This window comes from Rathayibacter tanaceti, from assembly GCF_001634385.1.
Classification (GTDB): domain Bacteria; phylum Actinomycetota; class Actinomycetes; order Actinomycetales; family Microbacteriaceae; genus Rathayibacter; species Rathayibacter tanaceti.
Genome location: NZ_LIIN01000325.1, coordinates 1 through 344 on the forward strand (window position 1 = coordinate 1; position 344 = coordinate 344).

The following is a 344-nucleotide window of genomic DNA, read 5'->3' on the forward strand; positions in this document are numbered from 1 at the left end:
GGGCGGGGGACGGCGGGCGCGCTCCGTCGCCGCCGACCACGGCTCGCCGAACAGCTCGACGGATCCCTCCTGCGGACGCCGCAGCGCCAGCAGCAGGCGCGCGACCGTGCTCTTGCCGGAGCCGGACTCGCCGACCAGGCCCACGGTCTCGCCCTGGCGCAGCTCCAGGTCGACGCCGTCGACCGCGATCCGCACGCCTCCGCCCGGCAGCGGGAACCGGGCGGAGAGCTCACGGGCGCGCAGCACGACCTCGCCGGGAGGGTCAGGCGGGAGGACGGGCGCCGACGGGTCGGTCAGCCGCGAGCGCGCGGACGCCCGGACGGAACAGCGGCGACGAGCGCCCT

Annotated in this window: 1 protein-coding gene; it reads right to left on the reverse strand. The window is 78.5% G+C overall.

Features of this window, described 5'->3' with window-relative positions:
* On the reverse strand, positions 1-246 hold a 246-nt coding region (locus ACH61_RS19155), incomplete at its 3' end, for an ATP-binding cassette domain-containing protein (RefSeq protein WP_330220197.1).
* Positions 247-344: the final 98 nt, after the last annotated feature.